The sequence below is a fragment of the Arthrobacter sp. AK01 genome, from assembly GCF_021109375.1.
Lineage (GTDB): Bacteria > Actinomycetota > Actinomycetes > Actinomycetales > Micrococcaceae > Arthrobacter.
The window spans coordinates 1-16,821 of the sequence record NZ_JAJOHP010000056.1 but is presented as its reverse complement, the minus strand read 5'-3'; the positions used below and the strand labels follow the sequence as shown (position 1 = coordinate 16,821).

16 protein-coding genes and 1 pseudogene are annotated in these 16,821 nt (G+C 59.5%); 10 read left to right on the top strand and 7 right to left on the bottom strand.

Features of this window, described 5'->3' with window-relative positions:
* Nucleotides 1-66: 66 nt before the first annotated feature.
* From LN996_RS17665 to LN996_RS17650, 4 genes are all read right to left on the bottom strand, one after another.
* Entirely contained in the window at nt 67-876 is an 810-nt protein-coding gene (locus tag LN996_RS17665) for an AAA family ATPase (RefSeq protein ID WP_231341709.1), read from the bottom strand.
* Between the two features lie 2 nt (nt 877-878).
* Nucleotides 879-2,261: a Mu transposase C-terminal domain-containing protein gene (locus LN996_RS17660; protein ID WP_231341708.1), complete on the bottom strand. Its 1,383-nt coding sequence runs from the start codon at nt 2,259-2,261 to the stop codon at nt 879-881.
* Between the two features lie 7 nt (nt 2,262-2,268).
* Entirely contained in the window at nt 2,269-2,865 is a 597-nt protein-coding gene (locus LN996_RS17655; protein WP_193591244.1) for a recombinase family protein, read from the bottom strand.
* Between the two features lie 353 nt (nt 2,866-3,218).
* On the bottom strand, nt 3,219-3,974 hold the full coding sequence (locus tag LN996_RS17650; protein WP_231341707.1) for an IclR family transcriptional regulator: 756 nt from the start codon (nt 3,972-3,974) through the stop codon (nt 3,219-3,221).
* Between the two features lie 210 nt (nt 3,975-4,184).
* On the opposite strand from LN996_RS17650, the gene LN996_RS17645 reads away from it, so the two are divergent.
* From LN996_RS17645 to LN996_RS17605, 9 genes and pseudogenes are all read left to right on the top strand, one after another.
* Nucleotides 4,185-5,066, top strand: a complete 882-nt coding sequence (locus LN996_RS17645) for an isocitrate lyase/PEP mutase family protein (RefSeq protein WP_308102739.1) — start codon at nt 4,185-4,187, stop codon at nt 5,064-5,066.
* On the top strand, nt 5,067-6,326 hold the full coding sequence (locus LN996_RS17640) for an aconitase family protein (protein ID WP_231341705.1): 1,260 nt from the start codon (nt 5,067-5,069) through the stop codon (nt 6,324-6,326).
* Nucleotides 6,323-6,889 (top strand): hypothetical protein, encoded by a 567-nt coding sequence (locus LN996_RS17635; protein WP_231341704.1) that lies wholly within the window; start codon nt 6,323-6,325, stop codon nt 6,887-6,889. The genes LN996_RS17640 and LN996_RS17635 overlap by 4 nt, the downstream gene beginning before the upstream one ends.
* A gap of 107 nt (nt 6,890-6,996) precedes the next feature.
* The gene (locus tag LN996_RS17630) at nt 6,997-8,274 is read left to right on the top strand and encodes an MFS transporter (protein ID WP_231341703.1); all 1,278 of its coding nucleotides are present in this window, start codon (nt 6,997-6,999) and stop codon (nt 8,272-8,274) included.
* Nucleotides 8,275-8,623: 349 nt separating this feature from the next.
* The gene (locus LN996_RS17625; RefSeq protein ID WP_231341702.1) at nt 8,624-10,255 is read left to right on the top strand and encodes an FAD-dependent oxidoreductase; all 1,632 of its coding nucleotides are present in this window, start codon (nt 8,624-8,626) and stop codon (nt 10,253-10,255) included.
* Nucleotides 10,256-10,566: 311 nt separating this feature from the next.
* Nucleotides 10,567-11,970 carry an FAD-dependent oxidoreductase gene (locus LN996_RS17620; protein ID WP_231341701.1) on the top strand — a complete coding sequence of 468 codons (1,404 nt, stop codon included), beginning with the start codon at nt 10,567-10,569 and terminating at the stop codon, nt 11,968-11,970.
* 312 nt (nt 11,971-12,282) lie between these two features.
* Nucleotides 12,283-12,408, top strand: a pseudogene (locus LN996_RS17615) (helix-turn-helix domain-containing protein); the annotation flags it as partial.
* 555 nt (nt 12,409-12,963) lie between these two features.
* The gene (locus LN996_RS17610; RefSeq protein ID WP_231341700.1) at nt 12,964-13,362 is read left to right on the top strand and encodes a hypothetical protein; all 399 of its coding nucleotides are present in this window, start codon (nt 12,964-12,966) and stop codon (nt 13,360-13,362) included.
* A 347-nt stretch (nt 13,363-13,709) separates the two neighbouring features.
* On the top strand, nt 13,710-13,913 hold the full coding sequence (locus LN996_RS17605) for a hypothetical protein (protein WP_231341699.1): 204 nt from the start codon (nt 13,710-13,712) through the stop codon (nt 13,911-13,913).
* Between the two features lie 901 nt (nt 13,914-14,814).
* On the opposite strand, the gene LN996_RS17600 is transcribed toward LN996_RS17605, so the two are convergent.
* The 3 genes from LN996_RS17600 to LN996_RS17595 all read right to left on the bottom strand — a co-directional run bounded on the left by LN996_RS17600 (nt 14,815) and on the right by LN996_RS17595 (nt 16,274).
* A complete protein-coding gene (locus tag LN996_RS17600; RefSeq protein ID WP_017197419.1) occupies nt 14,815-15,264 on the bottom strand; it encodes a peptidase inhibitor family I36 protein in 450 nt (149 codons plus the stop codon).
* Between the two features lie 108 nt (nt 15,265-15,372).
* A complete protein-coding gene (locus LN996_RS23900; RefSeq protein ID WP_374202231.1) occupies nt 15,373-15,918 on the bottom strand; it encodes an ATP-binding cassette domain-containing protein in 546 nt (181 codons plus the stop codon).
* A gap of 50 nt (nt 15,919-15,968) precedes the next feature.
* Complete coding sequence (locus LN996_RS17595) at nt 15,969-16,274, bottom strand: hypothetical protein (protein WP_231341698.1); 306 nt, start codon at nt 16,272-16,274, stop codon at nt 15,969-15,971.
* A gap of 140 nt (nt 16,275-16,414) precedes the next feature.
* Between LN996_RS17595 and LN996_RS17590 the strand changes: the two genes are divergently transcribed.
* Nucleotides 16,415-16,663 carry a hypothetical protein gene (locus tag LN996_RS17590; RefSeq protein WP_231341697.1) on the top strand — a complete coding sequence of 83 codons (249 nt, stop codon included), beginning with the start codon at nt 16,415-16,417 and terminating at the stop codon, nt 16,661-16,663.
* Nucleotides 16,664-16,821 lie beyond the last annotated feature (158 nt).

The window sequence follows — 16,821 nt, the reverse complement described above, 5'->3', positions numbered from 1 at the left end:
CGGCGGGGCTGGCATGGGTGCGGAGTTTGCCGATACATGGCGGTGTTTTTTGATCGCTAAGTGTCGTTAGTTGCCTATCACGAGGACGCTGGCGGCTGCTTCGATGACGTCGTCTGTGATGGTTTCGAGTTGGTTGATTTTCAGGACGCGGGTGATCTGGGGGAAGAGGCGCTCGAGGAGTCGGAAGTTGCCGCGGGTGATTCTTTCGATTGCTGCGATGGCTTGGGCGTCGGTGAAGTCTTCGGGGTCCAGCGTCTTTCCGAGTCGTTTCCAGTGGCGGTCCAGGACGAAGAGTAGTTCTTCACGTCCGAGGGCCCGGTAGTGGTGGGAGAACCCTAGGCGGCTGTACAGCTGGGGGTAGTGGCGGAAGCGTTGGTCAATTCCCGGCATGCCGATAAGGATGATCGCGATGTGGGTGCGGTCGTGTTTGTCTCTGAGCTGTTCGAGGACGTTCGGAGTGAGCCGTTCGGCTTCGTCGATGATCAGCAGTTCGACCCATTTGTTGGTGTTGCCGACATGGACTCCGGTGACCTTCCCGATGAGGCGTTGGTGTTCGTCTGCGCAGATGCCGATCCTGATCTGTAGGTGCTCGACGTCGCGTATGAGATCTTTGGGCCTGGGTAGTACTTCGGGTGTGTAGAAGACCGTGCGGGAGCGGTTGGCGAGGGCGTAGTGTTTGGCGTCATGGTCGCCCCGCGGACCCCATTCTGTGATGTAGGGCTCTAGCGTGTCCCAGTTGGCGTAGCGGCGCGCTGACTGGGTCTTGCCTACTCCGGCGTCGCCATGGCAGATCCCGATGGTTTGCTCTTTGCGTACGGCGTTGGCGAATTCCGTGAATCGCCTGTGCTCCTTGGTAACGATGAAGTCCTTGTTCATGATCAGTCCTCTTCATAGGTGCGAAGCCGGCGCCTGGTTGGTGTTGGTGCGGTTTGTCGTGGTTCCTCGCGGGTTGCGTGAGTGGGTATGCGTTCGTTGATGGTCCGGCGCAGCTCGCGTCGGCGGGCTCGGCGGGCAGATTCAATGTCGCGGAGGCTGAGCCTGAGGTTGGGATGGTTTTCGTCGATGGCAACGCAGATGAAGGTGTTGTGGTCGTAGACGCGGACTTCGGAGATGTCTCTGGGGTCGTAGCGGATCGTGACCGTGTGTCCGACGAAAGGTGCCAGAGTCGGAGCGAGGTAGCGCTGGCCCTGGAAGTGGATTCCGTCGCGCTGGACCTTACGGTGTTTCGGTACCGTGAGCAGGAGCCCGTCGAGGGCTTCGAGGCTGTCGGGCATGCGTGGTAACCAGCCGTCTGCGACCCAGCTGTCCCTCGGAGAACGGCCGAGTTCCTGGTGGGGTCGTTCGTTGTAGGTGGAGATGAAGGACCCAATGGCCCGGTCAAGGGCGGCAAGATCAAGCTCTGGTTGGGGGGTCCGCCTTCCGTGCCCGAGGTGCCCTGGGAGTGAGGCGAGGAGTTCGGTGTTGACGGTGCCGAAGAAGCGTTCAATCTTTCCACGTCCTTGGGGTCGGCCAATCGTTGAGTAGATAAGGCGGATATGAAGCTCGATCGCCGTGCGTTCAAGGTGATGGCTGGTGAAATCAGAACCATGGTCGACGTGCAGAACGTCAGGAATGCCGCACATCGCCCAGGTCGCGTCGCTCTTTCGCCAGATGGCCTGTCGGAGGGCGAGGGCCGTGTTCATGGCCGATGGTGCGCCGGTGAACACCATGTACCCGCACAAGGCTCTGGAATGATCGTCCATCACGGTTGTTAGCCATGGCCGGTCCGGCTTCCCGTTCGCTCCGGTGATGAGGATGTCGAGTTCGGTGTGGTCGGCTTGCCAGATCTGGTTAGGCCGGTCGGCTTGGCGACGGAAAACGAGTTCGTGCCGGTCTCGATAAGAGGCAGGACCTTCGAGGGCGAGGGTTACCAGGGCCGGATCGAGCGCTTGGACGATCTCACGCACTGTGGCGTAGCTGGGCGCGTGAAAGCCCTTTTGGCCTGCTTCAGAAACAGTCAACCGGTGCAAAGTGGCAAGACTCGGTCGGGGCTTCGTCAGGGCAAGTCTTTCGATGACCGCCACAGCTTCGGCGTCGGTGTGCCGCTTGCCTGTATCAGAGCGAGTATTCCGGTCCAGCGCCTGGAGGCCACGAGCCTTGTAAAGCTGGTGCCAGCGTTGAAGCGTCCGGGCGCTGATCCCCGTTTCCCGGGCGAGAACGGCGAGTGGAACCTGGTCCTCGACGTGAAGTCGGAGGATCTTCCAGCGTTCATCGCCGTTCACCGTACGCCTACGTGCCGGTACTCTTACGGGCGGCCAGGGCCTGCTGATGCCGGTACAAGGTAGCCCGGCTCCAGCCCACCAGACGCGCGGCGTCCTCGGCCGTGCGCCCCTTGGCCCTCGCATCCTGGACGACGGCGAGTTTGTCTGCAATAACCATCGGATCGGAGGCTGGTCTGCCGAAGCGCGTGCCGTTCTGTCTTGCAGCCAGGATGCCGGCGTTGACCCGCTCAACAATCAGCTCACGTTCGTACTCGGCAAGGGTGGCCAGCATATTCAGCATCAACCGACCCGTCGAAGTCGCCGGATCGATTCCATCAGAAATGGACCGCACCTGAATCCCACGTTCCCGGAGCAGGTTCACCGTATTGAGGACATCAATCAGTGACCGGCCCAAGCGGTCCACCCGCCACACCACGACGGTATCGCCTTCCTCCGCGTAGGCGAGCAGTTTCTTCATTCCGGGCCGCTCGGCGGCGGCCTTGCTCCCGGATGTGACATCGGCGAAGACATCGCGCTTTTGGACTCCGGCAGCGACCAATGCATCGAGCTGCAGCTGAGCATCCTGACTCGAAGTGCTCACGCGCGTATACCCTAGGTGCCTCACCCGGCCATTGTGCCTCAGAAAGTCAGTGAAAGCACTTGGCTAAGACGATATTCGTCGAGACGACTTTCTAAGACATGAACCGGATCGAAACGGCGCGGCGATCTACTGACAATATCGACGCGCGGCGGGTGTCTTGAAAACCTGTACCTTTCCAAGACGCTCAGTAGCGGTGTGGGCTGGTTGAGGGCCGCCAACGGAATCTGCGGCGGTTCACAGCGCTGGGCGCTGTGAAATGGTCCTCGCTGCGCTCGGGATGTAGAAGCATGTCTCTTGTTTTGGCTGCTGCCCTGACGGAGCATCATGACCAGCTAGGCACGGCCCTCCTCGTCACGTCACCTCGCATCATCAATCGCTCAGCCAGCGAGAGCTTTCGCGGCTTCCGCTGCCGTTATTTTGACTGCGTTCGTGCATTTTTGGGCGGCTGCTTTGGAGAGTCTGGCGATGGGTAGGGCGACTACGAATGCCGCCCGTTCTCCATCGATTACGCCAATTGATGCAGCGAACGCTGCAACACCTGGTTCGCTTTCCCCGAAGTTGGTCGCCACCTGCTGACGCCGAGTCTTAGTAAGTTCTTCATGGAGCTGCTTTAGGTCGACGGGCAGGGCAGCGCCTTGCAACCCCATCTCAATCTGGTACCGAGCGTTGACATCTTCGGTGGGAAGATCGGCAAGCATGGCCCTGCCAGCCGCGGTGACATGGGCCGGCAATCGGACACCGTTTCGGACGCCGAACCGCAGGGAGTGCGCACTGGCTTCGATACCGTCAAGATGATTGACCTCAGTGCCAACCAGCGCCGTGATGTGCACCGTCTCTCCCACCCGTTGGAACAATCGTTCAAGATAGGGGCGAGCCCGGGTGCGGAGGGGCGGGACGGATTGCGGGATGCTCGGCCGCAGAAGCGCCGGTCCCGGTTCGTAACGTTTGCGCTCACCCTGAGCAACGAAGCCGTCGCCCGCAAGCGTCGCAAGGAGCCTTTGGGCAGTGGATGGGTTCACATCCAATATTTTTGCCGCATCGGTAACACTCAACGAGCCCGTTTCGGCCACGACCTTCAGTAGTACCAAGGCCCGGTGCACGGACTCCACTCGTTGTTCTTCATTGCGTATCACGCAATTAGTGTAAATCAAATTGCGCATTACACACAAGTGCTCGTACCATGCTGTTATGGGGGTCACACAAACAAGGCTTTATCACTCTCAGAGAACCTGACATGCAGTGCGGCAGACAGGTCACTCCCCAAGGTGGTGAACGCCCACACTCTCAAGATTTCATTTGGGGTTTCCCTCGACGCTCACTCGCGGGTTTCCCGCCACACACTTATGGCGAAAGGCAAGGAAAGAGCGATGCGCAACTTTAGAGAAGTCCTAAGCAAACAGCAGACGGTATACGCCCCCGGCGTGTGGGACGGCCTGTCCGCCCTTTGCGCCCGCGAGGCGGGATTCGAAGTTCTCTGCTCATCAGGCTTTGCGCTGAGCGCCTCTCTCGGGGTCCCCGACGTTGAGCTCTACTCATCAACGGACGCATTCCAGGCAGTTGCCAGAATCCATGAGGCAAGCGGTCTGCCCGTTGTGGCAGATATTGACACAGGCTATGGAAACGCGGTGACGGTCATGCAAACGGTGCGACGGGTTCAGGCGGCTGGGGCGTCGGCGTTTTTCATGGAGGATCAAGTTTCGCCGAAAAGGTGTCCGATGTCTCACGCTGGTGCCGCCGAAGTAATCCCACTGCCCGAAGCGAGGGGCAAAATCCGCGCGGCAGTCGAGGCAAAGCATGACTCGTCGCTCCTGATCGCACGCACCGATACGCAAGGCGATGAGGCCCTCGGGCGAATGAAACACTTTCTGGCAGACGGCGCTGACCTCGTTATGGGCACCACCAAAACGTTCGCGTCGGTGAGCGAATGGCGCTCAGTGGGGGAGAAGCTTGGCGACCGCCTCGCGTTGACAATTGTCGCCGGCACCTGGCTGGCCGAGGACTTTGATTTGCTAACCCTCCAGGACTGCGGCGTCAGGATTGCGGTCCTTCCCACGCAGGCGATTCTCGAGACGAGCGGCCAGCTAGTGGAGACTTTCAGCCGGTTGGTTCGGGAGCCGCAAAGCGGTGGTCGCGAAATGGAACGGGCAAAGTTCCTGGATCTTGTCGGGTACGACTCGGCTGACCGTGCCCTGGCTGCGTATGGGCCGGAATCGGGGGCGATCTAAATGGGCATGACCGTGGTCGAGAAGATCTTTGCGCGCGCCAGCGGGCGGCGGACCGTTCGTGCGGGGGACGAAGTCCCGGTTCGGCCTGACCATATGATCGCTTACGACTTCCCAGGCGTTGTGGACCGCTTCTTCGCTCAGATGAACCAGCTGGATATCAAGAATCTGGACGATCCCGATCGCTACGTAGTGTTCGTTGACCACATGTTGTCTAAAAACAACAAAGCTGAGCATGACCTTCGAGAATCGACAAGAGACTTACATGCCCGGTGGGGGTTCAGGCTCCACGAGAATGTCGGCATCGGCCACCAAGCGATGCTTGAGTTGGGCTATGCCAGGCCCGGTGCTCTCTTGGTGCACCACGACGGACACGTCTCAGCAGCTGGCGCAGTGGGAGCCCTGGGCTTTGGGGTTCGCCGTGACTTGATCGAGGCCTGGTCAACGGGCCAGATACACCTTCGGGTTCCACAGGTCGCCGAGGTATGGCTTCTGGGCGACTTCCAACAGGGGGTTGACGCAAGAGACCTACTGCATCACCTCATTGCAACGGAAGGTGCATCCGGATTTTTGGGTTGCGTTATCCATTTCCGTGGGGAGGCTGCGGCCCGGCTGTCGGTCGACCAGCGGCTAAGCCTCTGCAGCATGGCCATGTTCACGGGTGCCGATTCGGCCATCTTCGACTCGGATCAAAAAGCCATCGACTACGTCACAGCCCGATCGGACCGCGGTGCGTGGCTGCTCGAATCGGATGCGGACGCCAAGATTCTGAAGTCCATTATCATCCAGCTTGATCGGCTCGAACCGCAGATCGTCCGGCCAGGTTCGGCCAAGGCAGACCACACGGTAGCGGTCCTCCAGGATGTCGGTACAAAGATCGACCGCGCGTATATAGGGTCCTGCTCATCAGGGCGCTTTGAAGACCTGGAGGCAGCAGCACAAATCTTGGAAGGACGAACGGTGGCACCGGGTGTGGAGCTGCACGTAGTCCCAACCTCCACTGAAATCTTCGAAAAGGCCCGCACCGCCGGTCTGCTCGACGTCTTGGAACGAGCCGGAGCTCGGATCCATAAATCCACCTGTGATTTTTGCTTCGGTTATGCCCAACCTTTGTCCGCCGGTCAAGTATGCATTTCGTCAGGAGTCCTGAACGTTGCGGGTCGGATGGGCAGCACCCAGGCCGGGATCTTCCTTGCCAATCCGTACACGGTGGCCGCATCGGCCCTCGCCGGAAGCATCGTGGACCCGAGGGAGTTCCTATGAACCATCTTGGAGTTCAGACGGGGCCCGGGCAGAAAGTGGTCCATGGACGCGTAGCCTGGATTTTTGAAGACGACTACGACGTGGACATGATCGTGGGCGTCGAGAACATCAAGACCTACGACCCCGATAAGCTCCTACCCTTTCTGATGGCGACCCACGATCCCAGGTTCACGTCGTCAGTTCGACAAGGAGACATCCTCGTGGGCGGCCGGAACTTTGGATACGGCCATCCTCACTATCAGGGCATGATCGCAATGCGGCATGTAGGAATCAACACGATCGTCGCCGATTCATTCGCCTCAGGGTTCCACCGTGGCGAAGTCGCAAACGGGATGCTTTTGATCGAGTGTCCCGAAGTTTCCCGCCATGCTTCTCGTTGGCAGGACCTCGAAATCGACCTGGCCACGGGAACCCTTCGCGGGCCTGACTTCTGTTTGCCGATTGTGCCGCCAAGCGAGCGGACTCTCATGAGCTGGCAGGCCGGGGGCACGTTCAATCTCCTGGCCTCGGAACTCCAGAACGCGTCCAGGAGCCTCACCCCGCATCCAAAACATCATCAGTGACATACACCCTTGTCCATCACCCACACCAGCTACAAAATCAAAGGAGATTTAGCATGGAAACTTCAAGTTCCCGGGCGGAGTTAGATTTGAGCCCTAAGCAGCGGAAAGTGAGGCGGCGCGCCACCATCGCAGGTGGCGTGGGCACCTTGATCGAATATTTCGATTTCGCCGTGTATGCGCTCGTGGCGGTCTATATCGCGCCGAAGTTCTTTCCGGGCGAGAATGCCCTCGTTGGATTGCTTTTCACCCTCGGGATTTTCGCATCGTCCTACGTCGTCCGGCCCTTGGGCGGCTGGTACTTCGGCCGTCTCGGAGATCGGGAAGGACGACGCAAGGCGCTCATTATCACCATCGTCACCATGGGGATTGCGACCGGGTTAATCGGTGCCCTGCCCGGCTACGATGTCCTTGGCGTCGGTGCAAGCATACTTCTGCTGCTCCTGCGAATGATTCAGGGATTCTGTGCAGGCGGGGAGATCTCCGGTGCCGCAACCTACATCGCTGAGACCGCTCCGGCAAAGCGACGCGGCTTCTACACGTCAGCTATGGCGATGGGCTCGGTTGGTGGATTCGCTGCCGCCTCGTTTGTGTGCGGTTTCGTCGCCATGATTCTGCCGGCGGACCAGATGGCGTCATGGGGCTGGCGCATCCCTTTCCTGATCGTCGTACCGTTAACACTGCTTTGCCTTTACTACCGCCTCAAGATCGAAGAAACCCCCGAATTCAAGGCACTCCCGAAGTCCCATGTCGCCCGTAGCCCCATGCGGGAGGTTCTGACCAAACACCCGAAGAAGGTACTGAAGGTGTTCCTGCTGGTCCTCGTCATGACAGGCACTGGAAATATAGCGAATACCTACTTTGCCACCTTCCTGATCAACAACCGGGGTCTGGGTTCCTCTACGGTGTATTGGACGATCGCGATCGGAACCACGGTTGTGGTGCTCTCGTACCCGCTGGTTGGAATACTGAGCGATCGTCTGGGACGCAAGCGCGTGATAATGACGGGTTACGCGCTCTTCATATTGGTGGCTTTCCCCGTGTTCCTTACCCTGGATAACTCCACGAATATGGTGATGATCGGGGTGGCTTTCGTCATTTTCATGCTGGTACACGCACTCACGACCGTGCCCGGCTACATCTTGTACGCAGAGATCATGCCCCGCAACGTCCGCTATACAGGCCAGGCGTTGGGTATGAATCTCGCCCTTGTACTCACGGGAGTCGCGCCGCTCTTCGTTGCACAGATCGTCGGGGTCACCGGAACCATCACGGTCCTCACCTGGTGGGTATTGGGACTCATGGCAATCGGCTTCGCGACCATCTCCACAGTGAAGGAGACCGCACACGACCCGCTCCTGGAAGAGGCCGTCCCAGTAACGAAGTAGCCACTGCAACCGGACGGGCAGCATCGTGACCACAGCGGCCATGCCGTTCCAGCTCAGATGTCACCTGCCCGTACGGACCTGTTGATCTGACTGTCAGTGCCGCTTCAGGATCAGGGCAGCCGCGCCAGGGCATCCAGCCTCAGGACAAGTGCTCGCTCACTTCGTTGAAGATTCTTTCGGCACAGTTCCTGCTGCAGCGCGGAGGAGTCCAGCCGAGATTGTTTCTCCGGCACTAGAACTGCTCGGCGGGACCACAGCGTAGGCCTCATGCAGGACGCACTACTGCCAATCTGTGAGTCGGATCTGACGATTCTGACTCTCCCAGAACACAGACATCACGGGAATTGATGTGGCTTTTGCCTTCGGTCATCAGTTCAAGAATCCCAAATTCCCTAGTGAAGGAACAAACATGGACAACATCACAGACGTCTTAGTAATCGGAGGAGGTGGCGCCGGCTTGTGTGCGGCCATCTCCGCAGCGACCAGCGGCGCCAAGGTACTCATTCTTGAAAAGTGCCCGAAAGTGGGGGGAAGTACCGGCATGTCCGTTGGTTCATTTACCGCCGCGAACACCTCGTACCAGTATCGGGATGGCGTCAATGACTCCATTGATCTCTTCATTGAGGACATGAAGGTTGCAAACGGTGCGGATGAAGGGCGTGAGAACAAGGAACTACGGCGCATTCTTGCGGAAAACGCTGGCCCGACAGTTGAGTGGCTTTCCAGCATCGGAGTTCAGTTCCTGGGCCCGACTCCGGAACCGCCCTACGAAAAACCCCGCATGCACAACGTCCTACCCAACTCATCCGCCTACATCACCGCGTTGGTGCGTGAGTGCCGCAAGCGCGGGGTCCAGACTAAGACTTCAATGAGAGTCGAGAAGCTCCTCCGCAACGGTGACGGCGAAGTGATAGGTGCCCGTGCGAATGGACAGGATTTTCTCGCCCGTCGCGGGGTCGTTTTGGCAACCGGTGATTACTCCGCGGCCAAGGATTTCAAGCAGGCATTCTCAGGCGAGGCAGCCTCGAAGGTCCAGCCCGTCAACCCCGACAACACTGGCGACGGATTCCGTCTTGGCAACGATGTCGGCGGCGTCCTGACACAAATGGATCGCTTATACGAGGGCTTGCGTTTCGCGCCGTCAAAGCGACCTGACCCTATCAAGATACTTCCTTCGCACCCGGCCATCTCCAGAATCATGCGGTTTGTTGTTGAGCGGCTGCCAAAGAATATCTTGGCGTATGTTCTGCGTGGGGCTTTGACCAGTTGGGTGGGGCCAAATAACAGCATGTATTCAGCTGGGGCGATCCTCGTCGACGGCCAGGGCAATAGGATAGCTAACGAAGACTCGGACAAGGATCTCGCACGTGGCGTAGCTTCCGCAGGCAACACGGCATACATGATCTTCGATGCCGCCTTGGCGAAAAAATTCTCCGCATGGCCCAATCCTGTGTCGACCTTTCCGGGTGTGGCCTATGCCTACGTGCAGGATTACAAGCGCTACCGCCCCGACGTATTTCACAAAGGGGACACGCTTGATGAGCTGGCCCGTGCCGCTGGCATCGATCCCAATGGATTGCAGGCCAGCGTCGAGGCAAGCAACCGTTATGCGGCTAAAGGTCACGACCCTGAATTCGGACGTCAAAAATTCGGCACTGGCATTACCGAAGGACCCTATTATGCCCTCGGGCCCATGCAGGCGTACATAACCCTTGCAGATGGAGGCCTGATTGTGGACACGCACCTGAGGGTCACCACCGTTGAAGCACAAGCAATCCCCGGGCTGTGGGCGGCAGGATCCACGGGCCAGGGAGGCCTTCAACTCCTCAACCACGGCCTGCATATCGGATGGGCTATGGTCTCGGGAAGAATCTCCGGGCGCCACGCTGCTAACTCGCCCGAGCGCACAGACCTCACACTCGTCGGTGACGTCGAATCTGTGCTCTCGACTCCTGTTGGGAGCCTGACAGTAGCGCCCTGAAATCCACACACCCCTTCTTGGTTCCACGGCTGAAGCGCGCGACCCTCAGACGCCGAGCAACCCTGCCCATGTCCCGTCTTGCGGACCAGATGCTGAGATCGGCAGGAAGGAAAGCGCAAGGGATGCATCCTCTACAACTCCGGACGCCACAGAGGAAACTAACTCAGCTTTCAAGCCTCCCCCTCATCGATGAGGACAGACTCACCGAGACCACGGAAGGAGTCTGCATTGGATCGTTTGGCCAGAGGGCCGCTGACAGCAGCGCATGCGACTGCTTGACTTCCAAGATTTAGAAAGAGAAATCCATCAGCATGAACTCAATCCTTGAAACAATCCCTGAATACGACGTCGTCGTTCTAGGTGCCGGAATCGCGGGCCTGTCCACATCGGTGGCCGCGGCGCAGGCCGGCCTGCGAGTGGCACTGCTGGAGAAGACCGTCAATATCGGAGGTTCCTCCGCGATGAGCGGCGGGTTCTTCGCCTTCTCTGGGACCGATGAACAGACTGCAGCCGGGGTGGAGGACTCCGAGGAGCTGTTCCTCCACGATCTGCTGGAAGTCGGTTCACATGCCAATGACCCGAAACTCCTAAAGGCCTACCTTAACAACCAGCAGGCAACGTACCAATGGCTCAAAGACCTCGGCATCACCTTCTCCACCCTTGAGCTGAGCTCCGGTCAATCGACTGCCCGCTCCCACCTCTCGCCCATCAAAGACCTTCTCGCCAAGCTTCAGGCCTCGCTCGCCGAGCAGGGTGGAGCGTTGTTCACCGAACATGCCGCCACAGCCCTGACCAGAGGCCGCAGCGGCAGAGTGAACGGCGTCACCGCCCTAGGTCCCGATGGTGCCACCAGTTTCAGAACACGCGGCGGTGTTGTGATCGCCTCAGGGGGGTTCAGCCGCGGAACGGATCTTCTCCGCACCTTCGCCCCTGAGCAATTGGCCGCACTCCCGTACGGCGGCATCGGCAACACAGGGGACGGATTGAAGATGGCCTGGAAACTCGGCGCAGGCCTCGCGGACATGGCCTACATTTCCGGAACCTACGGGTCCCACCCGGCCACAGGTATGGACTTCCACGAACTCCTTACCGCCTACTACATGGGCGCAATCATAGTGAACAAGCACGGGCGCAGGTTCACGGACGAATCCCAGTCGTATAAAACCCTGGGAGCCGCTACTCTGACGCAGCCGGAGGGCCTCGGGTTTGAAATCTTCGACTCCGTGGTCAGGGCCCGCTCGCACCCCGGCGTTCCGCTGAACGACGTCGGCTTTCTTGAAGATATCGGCCACGTCATCAAGGCCGATTCGTTGGAGGAACTCGCGGCAGAGGCAGGGATCGACGTCCCAGGCCTCCTAGCCACCGTCGAAACGTATAACAACGCCGTCGGAGGAAAGATCGAAGACGAATTCGCCCGCACCGCCCTCTGCAATGGTGTCGGAGAGCTTGTTCCCATCAGCAAGGCACCTTTCTATGCCTACCCGGCAAAAACCCTCATGACGAGCACCTACTGCGGCATCACCATCACCCCGGAAGCCCGGGTAACAGCCGTTGACGGCGAAGTCATTCCTGGGCTCTATGCCGTAGGAGAGGTCACCGGTGGCTTCCACGGCGCGGCTTACATGACTGGCACATCGTTGGGCAAGGGAGCTGTGTTCGGTCGCATCGCCGCCGCAACAATCGCCCAGGAATTGGCCACCGTCCCAAGAAACTGAGTGCAGACACCAGAGTAGGTCGGCGGCAGCCCAAAAGATGAGCTGCCGTCGGCTCCAGCCTTGTCATACCCGAGGCCGGAATGCCGTCGCTCAAGTCTTCTCCGGCAAAGATCCCGTGACAATGAAGAGTTGGCCGAAGATCAGCTTCGACTCATGCAGTCAACCCGTAATGACGGGAGCGCCCTGAAACAGCGGCGAGGAAATACCAATTTGAAGCAGTTTACAAGCCCGGGTCTAACTAGCCCGACAGATCTGGCGGTAGCTTTCGTTTTGTAACCCTTGGGATACGAGGCGTCCAACTCGCTCTGTCCCTCAGATAGTCAGATCAGAAGCGCTGTTCGCCTGGTCAAAGGTGGCGAGCCCGCGGCGCAAGTTGCCCGGGATCTCGGAATGTCCCGAGCGACGTTCTACAGGCGGTCAGGAACGCTTGCGGACTAGCAGAGCGACATTTAGCTCCGCAAAAGACCGCCATTTATCGCCAACATTCACAGGCATGGGTGCGGCCACCCGTTTCGCAAGGTGGGCGGTTGCAAGCGGCCACCAGCCGGGCCGCTGTGTACGCAGCATGGATGCGGGCTCGTGGCCCACAATCCAGCTGTCCCGGAAGTTGTCTTAGTGACAGCTGTTTGAAGGGGACGTTTTGGGACAACATACGGGACGGCTTCCTTGGACAAAGGTTCATCGAACACGATCTCTAGTGTTGAATCTGCGGCTGGAGTGGTGACATTTACGACGAGGACCTGGGAGTCCTGAGTGGTGGCGGCTTGGGCGCTGGGCGCCACTCCTAGAAGCAACAAGCCCGGCGCCGTCACAACGCCTATGATTGTTTGCTTGAATTTGGTGCCGTGATGGCGCATATTTCCCCCATAAGACCGATTGTTGATTACCGGCGTACCGTTACGTCGACGTAGTGGTTCCGGTCGGAGGTAATCCAGCAAATAAACAGGCCTTTACGGCGGAAGCGGTCACAAGGCGGTAGTGAGAGAGGCTTCCATGGCGGCAGAGATTGTAGAGATTATCGGTCACGTCTTGCGGGATGTGAGTTCCAGCGGGCTGAGTGAACCCCGCATTGAAGAAAGCGACTGGGACGACGATCCTCAGGTGCTCTCGGCGATGATCTACAGCACCCGCGATTCCACCGGACAAGGCGTGTCGGTCAGGGGCGACCTCGCACGGGCCAACCAGCTGGTGTCAGTGGCGGACCAGGTTCAAGAATGGGTTATCGAAGAAAACGGCCCCACCAACAGCAACTGGCCCCAGTGCCCCTGGCATCCCAACAATCACCCACTAGCCGCCCATATGGTCGGCGACCAAGGCGTTTGGGCCTGCCCTGTACTAAACACCCCTGTAGCCGTAATCGGAGAGCTCAGCGTAAAAAGACCGGACGGATAGGCCTGCCCGATCGTGAGCTGGACATCCAACGACTACCAACATGAGGGCTGGGCTGCGGTTGCGCCAGACGGACGGCTCTCAAGGTCTTCGACCAGCGCAGGAATGCTGGTCCACGGGATCACTGGACACTACGAACCAGCAGGGGAATTCCACCCCGAGGAGGAGATCGTTCCTGACGACCTGATTTTGAGCTGGCGTGGTGCTTGCACGTGTGGGTGGCAGGGAGAGCTGTGGCAAAGAGTGCTCACGCCTGCAGAGGCTGATTTCGCGGCCCGCAGAGAATACTGGCCGCCGGGGACGGAGCTTTCGTTTCCGAACCCGTGGAGGACGCCGTTCAGGATGAGTGGATGATCCATATCGCCCCGTTCGACGCGATCCTGGGTGTGGAGGCCGCCGCCAGCGAATACCGACAGGCGGGGCATCGGCTCGATAAGACTGCCGCGGCCCCGGAAGATGCAGGTGCTTGCTGGGCCGATATTGGCCGCGCCGCTGGGATCAGCCGCCAAGCAGCGCATGAACGCTGGGCCGATAAGAAGCCCTTCCGGTCGTAGTGCTGCTAGTGTGCGGATAGCGATCACCTAGCGGGACGCTGGTGCAGTATTGGGACTTGCTGCGTGTCACTGTCTCGTCGATTCGCTGGTGCTATTCTCTTCGTCGCAGTATGCAAGTGATAGGACATAGCCGTAGAGATAGTCGTCCTCGACACTGTCAAAGGGCCTTGTGTACGAGAACGTGTACATTTTCTGGCCAGTGCCGGTGTTGGCGACGCTTTCCTCATGAGCGGTATCGCGCATCCATGAACCGGATGTGTCCGCTACCGGCTCCAAGATTGCCTCGCCAGTCACGGGTACGAAGCCTTCGCGTGTCCGGGTCTGACGACAGCGCACGCTGCACAGCTCAGCTACTTCTCCCGAGACCCGACGCGAGGGTTGGTGCACCGCATCGCCGTACGAATCGAACTGCCAATCGATCACCAGACGATCACCAGACGATCACCAAACCCAATCTCGGTCGGCCGGATACACTGTCCAATCCACGGTGTCACCCACTCTAATGAGCAGGTGATCTTCCGCGATTTGCCAGTCCGTAAGCCATACAAGCATGCGACCATCGTCGCAGACCCTGCATTCGGCATGAGGGGGACATGACGCTGGCCACCCCTGGCGTCCGCTAGGGGATCATTGAGCGCACCCTATTTGGCGTTGGAGTAACGTGTTTCATGCACGTGAAATCCGTCAGGGCTCTACCGGTCGGAGGTGGACGGCGTAGTGCGGTTTGGCGTCTGCGACCAGGTCCGGACCGGCGTATCCGGGCAAATTACTTTGGCTAGAAGTTGAGTTGCGTTTCTTCAGGGGGACCCTTGCATCCAAGCGAATACCCCGTGCTGGGTGGATCGACGGGAGTGGCCTTGCCTCAAGAGCGTGGCAGGGCCACCACCCGCTTACTGCAGGGCTAAGCCCAGGACTGGTCCCGAGAGATGCAGGCCCCGCCGTTGTAGGCCACGTAGATTGAGCTGACCCTGTTTTTCATCTCGCCCAGGTTGAGACGGTCCCCCGGTTGGATGTACCAGGCGTAGCCGACGCAGTCGGGGCTGTCGTAGATGGTGATGTATGCGTGCGTGTTGTTGATTAGGGAGGCTGAGTTGTTGTTGACTTGGACGCCCCATCCGTTCCGTCCAGCCGGGCCGTCGGTGAACAGCTCGTTTCCCATGCCGGCGTCGCTGTTGGCGTAGTCGGCCCGAGCACCTTGGAAATCGGAATTGAAGTAGAAACACGCCCGTCCTGACGGACACGCCGTCCCTGAGCCTGAAGCATTGGCAGCGGGCGCGCCCGCCAGAAATGCACCGGCACCCAAAGCCAGCACAGCGCCTGCAGTAGCCGTCTTACGCATCGCGAGTTTCATGAAGTTCCCCAGTCATTTTTGTTCGCGGACTCATCATCCGGGCGCCCACCGGAGGCGTCTCCATGATTCTCCGGCACCTCCGTATCACGCGCCATGGGGACATCTGCCCTAACGCGCGGCTGGTGTCCAATCAATGGCGTTCCGTTCCAAGAGCCTCTCGGGGGGGGCGGTGATGCGGCGATGCAGACGGTCGACATCGCCGAAGGGCCCCGCCGAACACCTGACCGACACACGGAGAGAACCCTGGTCGGTGTAAGCCTCTGCTCCACGTAGAAGATGGGTCGATATCAACACGGCTTTGGCAAGCCTTATTCTCATGCCCAACGACAGGTGTCTAATCTTCTTCCGTGATGCCGCCTGGAGCCCTGTGACGGAAAGAGTCTCTGGGATCATGTTTGGCGGAAGATCCGCGGCGTCGGCATTCATCTTGAGGAACTTTTGAGCGCTGCATGACGCAGGCAAATGGTTTGGACCAAGCATGAAAGACGCGACACTGCTCGGCCGGGCGTGAGAAGCGAGCGGGCGGCCGTCGTAGAGTGCCTTGCCCCGGTCCGGCACGGCGAGGCCGGCCATCATCCGCATTACCGTTGATTTACCGGCCCCATTCGTGCCCAAGAGGGTCGTGACCGAGGACTCCGGGCATCCGAAAGACACGTCCGAAACGACTGGTTTACCCCCCCTAGGACTTTGAAAGAAGCTCAACCTCAGCCTTCATATGGACTGCTGCCTTCATCGCTGCGGACAGCCGGAGTCTTGTAACTAAGTCCCCAGCCGACAAAGGTGACCACCACAAGGGCGCCCACGGTTCCCCACAGACCCACGGATGTACCCAGATCGACCGCCGGCCACAGCAGCCGGGCGATGAAGTACAAGGCAGCCAATGCAAAGACGAGCCCATATGCCACATTCAGATTACGGCGGAACGGGCTCGTCTTGGGCTTCTTCTCGAACCCATTACCGCCATTGGGGCCCAACAAACTACCCAGCCATTTTGATGCGGTCTCGTGCATGCAGGCGGGAGCATGTGGGGCCGCGAAGCCAATAGGTCACAGCCCGGCGCATCGCCATCATGGGCACTCCTGCCCATTTTGGCCCCTTGTCTGCGCTGATAGTTTGGCCATGTTCGTTCAGGCCTATGTGGGGAGAGACCATGAAGTATCAAAAGACGATTACCCGTGTTGCGGCAGCGATCGCACTTGCCGCCGGAGGCCTCGCGGTTGCGGCGCCGGCGCAGGCTGCGGGCTACACCTACCTGTACCCGACCGACTTCAGCACGCAGTCCGCGTGTAACACGAAGCGCCTCACGATGAACTCCTCCTGGACCCGCGCGAGTCAGTGCTTCATCATGACCGACACCGGGAAAGTCGTGTGGAAGTTCTCCGTCACTGTGCGTGGATAGTCTCGCTACCAATGGGTTAGGTCAGTGAAACGCCAAGTGCCGCCGGGGGGGGGGTTGATAAAAATTGTAAGCGCGCGGGGGGCGGGGTGGGGGGGGGGGGGGGCCGTGGGGGGGGGGGCGGGGGGGGGCCCCCCGGCGGGTTGCGCCCCCGGGGGGGG